Source organism: Streptomyces sp. NPDC021212 (assembly GCF_044332925.1).
Lineage (GTDB): Bacteria > Actinomycetota > Actinomycetes > Streptomycetales > Streptomycetaceae > Streptomyces.
In genome coordinates, this window is record NZ_JBIRPZ010000019.1 from 1 (window position 1) to 2,627 (window position 2,627).

Sequence of the window (2,627 nt, forward strand, 5' to 3'; positions counted from 1 at the left end):
CCGATCCAGGTCAGCCCGGCGTCCAGGACCGCCTGGGCGAACTCGGCGTTCTCCGAGAGGAAGCCGTAGCCGGGGTGGACGGCGTCGGCACCGGATTCGGCGGCCGCGGCCAGCACCTTGGCCTGGTCCAGATAGCTGGCCGCCGGGGTGTCACCGCCCAGCGCATAGGCCTCGTCCGCCGCGCGCACATGTACGGCGTCCCGGTCCGGATCGGCGTAGACGGCTACGCTCGCGATCCCGGCATCCCGGCAGGCACGGGCAACACGGACAGCGATCTCGCCACGATTGGCGATGAGCACCTTGCGCACGATGGCTCCCTCCTTGAAACAAGCCGAGTTTAGGTACAGGCGACACCCCACGCCGAGAAGCCATCGGGCGTGAGCTTGACCACACGGAGCGTTAACCCTGCCCGGGCCAGACAGCCGGATCCCCCGTCGCTCCACGGTACGCCCGGTTTTCGGGCCCGCGGCGAAGTCCGTGCCGTGGACAGGATCTCCGCCCGGCCGTGCTGGGCAGCTTCACGTTTCTTTGTGGGATCCCTACGAACGAGGGGCGGAAACTTTGCCGCACCGTCCTGCTCGGACAAGGCCCTCGCGCACCTCTTGTGGGGCGGCTTACCCGTTAGTAGCGTTCACGATGTCGAACCGGAAGAGGTGGGCGGGGTGGCACGCAGACCAGTGGCCGCGGTGGCGGCCGTGACGCTGATGCTGGAAGCGGTCGGCATAGCGCTGCTGAACTGGATCCTGGGCCTGGTCGTGGACCGGCAGCAGATGTCCCTCGGCGGCCTGGACACCGACGCGATGTCCGTGGGGACTTGGGTCGGCGGCGGCGTCTTCGGCGTCTATCTGCTGCTGTGCGGCGTCGTGCTGCTCCGCATGGCGCTGCGCGACCGCGCGCCCGGCCGCCTCGGCCGCATCCTGCTCCTCACCTGCGCGGTGACGCACGGCGTGGTCGGCGCGTTCTCGGTCGGCCTGGTGGGCTGGCCCGCGTTCGCGTTCCTGATGGTGGTGCTGGGGCTGGTGGTGCTCAGCCTGCTGGCGTACGAGCCGGAGGCGACGGGCCGGGGCGGGGCCGAGGGCGGCCAGGACGCCCCCAGCCCCGCCTGAACCGTCTGGACCGGCTGAGGCCCCTTCAGACCCTCAGGCCCAGAGATCGGTGATGCCCACGCCGATCTCGGCCAGCAGCGTGCGCAGCATCGGCAGCGACAGCCCGATGACGTTGCCCGCGTCGCCCTCGATGCCCTCGATGAACGGCGCCGACCGCCCGTCGAGCGTGAACGCGCCCGCCACGTGCAGCGGTTCGCCGCTCGCCACATACGCGGCGACCTCGGCATCGCTCGGCTCGCCGAAGTGGACCGTGGTGGAGGCAGTGGCCGAGGCGCGGCGGCCGCTCGCGGTGTCGATCACGCAGTGCCCGGTGCGCAGGATGCCCGCCCGGCCGCGCATCGACTTCCAGCGGGCGGTGGCCTCCTCGGCGTCCGCGGGCTTGCCGAGCGCCTGCCCGTCCAGCTCCAGCACCGAGTCGCAGCCGACGACGATCGCGCCGCCGGCCTCCGCGAGACCGGCCACGGCCGCCGCCTTGGCCTCCGCCAGCACCCGCGCCAGCGCGGCGGGCGTCTCGGCGGTCAGCGCGTCCTCGTCCACTCCGCTGACGATCACCTCCGGCGCGAATCCGGACTGCCGCAGCAGACCGAGGCGGGCAGGGGAGGCGGAGGCGAGGATCAGGGTGCGCTGGGGAGTCATGCGCACCAGCGTAGGCGGGCGGCGCGCCGGGCGGGGGCGCATGAGCGGGTGGAGCCGTGGAGCGCGCAGTTCCGGGTGCCTCTCGCGCCCCTCGGCACGCCCTGACATGGGCGTTTCCAGCGCACCAGACTGGCTCCCGCCCGGGCGGTTGCCCGGGGACACCGACGGGAGGGGATCTCTTCCATGCGTCATGCCACTTCATTGGCCATCGCCTCGCTCGCCTTCGTGGCCGCCCTCGGCACGGCACCCGCCGCCTCCGCCACCGGCTCGGCCCCGGCCGCCCCGGGGGCCGGCGCCGGGGCCGCGGCATTCCGCTGCGATCCGGGCAAGTTCTGCATCTACAGCGGCTGGGACGGCGGTGGAACCCGCTGCCAGTGGGGGTCGGAGAAGGTCGCGAACACCGCCGATCTGTGTTCGTTCATCCGCAACGGCCGGAAGGTCCTGTCCGTGTGGAACGGAACGGGCCACCGCGTCCAGTACTACACGCAGACCAACTACAACGCGCGCGTCGGATCGACGACCGCCGGCCACGGGGGCAACCTCCAGGGCAGCTACCAGATCCGCTCCTTCAAGAAGCAGTAGACCGGTGAATGCGGAGCCGGCCGTCAGGGGTGCAGCGTGAGCAGGCAGGTGGCGATCATGATGGCGATCGCCAGGACGGCCCGGACGCGGCGGAGCATCGCCTGAGCGCGCCGTAGATCTTCTGGCGGCTCATCGGGCGGCTCGGACCACAGCATGCGACCGATGGTGCGGCCGGACGGCGCCGTGGGGGGGGGGGGGGGGGGGGGGGGGGCGCCCCGCCGGGGGGGGGGGGGGCGCGGGGCGCGGGGGGGGGGGGGCGGCGCGGGAGCGGGCGGGGGGGGTGGAGGGGTGGGGGAGTCCGGG

5 protein-coding genes are annotated in these 2,627 nt (G+C 72.9%); 2 read left to right on the top strand and 3 right to left on the bottom strand.

The window, feature by feature from the left end; all coding sequences use genetic code 11:
* Positions 1-308: biotin carboxylase N-terminal domain-containing protein (locus ACH4SI_RS36640; protein ID WP_398303644.1), on the bottom strand; the 308-nt coding region annotated here is incomplete at its 3' end.
* A gap of 354 nt (positions 309-662) precedes the next feature.
* Between ACH4SI_RS36640 and ACH4SI_RS36645 the strand changes: the two genes are divergently transcribed.
* On the top strand, positions 663-1,106 hold the full coding sequence (locus ACH4SI_RS36645; RefSeq protein ID WP_398303646.1) for a hypothetical protein: 444 nt from the start codon (positions 663-665) through the stop codon (positions 1,104-1,106).
* Positions 1,107-1,139: 33 nt separating this feature from the next.
* Here the strand turns inward: ACH4SI_RS36645 and ACH4SI_RS36650 are convergent, their stop codons facing one another.
* The gene (locus tag ACH4SI_RS36650) at positions 1,140-1,742 is read right to left on the bottom strand and encodes a Maf family protein (protein WP_398303648.1); all 603 of its coding nucleotides are present in this window, start codon (positions 1,740-1,742) and stop codon (positions 1,140-1,142) included.
* Positions 1,743-1,925: 183 nt separating this feature from the next.
* On the opposite strand from ACH4SI_RS36650, the gene ACH4SI_RS36655 reads away from it, so the two are divergent.
* Positions 1,926-2,324, top strand: a complete 399-nt coding sequence (locus tag ACH4SI_RS36655) for a peptidase inhibitor family I36 protein (RefSeq protein WP_398303650.1) — start codon at positions 1,926-1,928, stop codon at positions 2,322-2,324.
* A gap of 23 nt (positions 2,325-2,347) precedes the next feature.
* On the opposite strand, the gene mmpB is transcribed toward ACH4SI_RS36655, so the two are convergent.
* Complete coding sequence (gene mmpB / locus ACH4SI_RS36660) at positions 2,348-2,479, bottom strand: morphogenic membrane protein MmpB (RefSeq protein WP_398303652.1); 132 nt, start codon at positions 2,477-2,479, stop codon at positions 2,348-2,350.
* Positions 2,480-2,627: the final 148 nt, after the last annotated feature.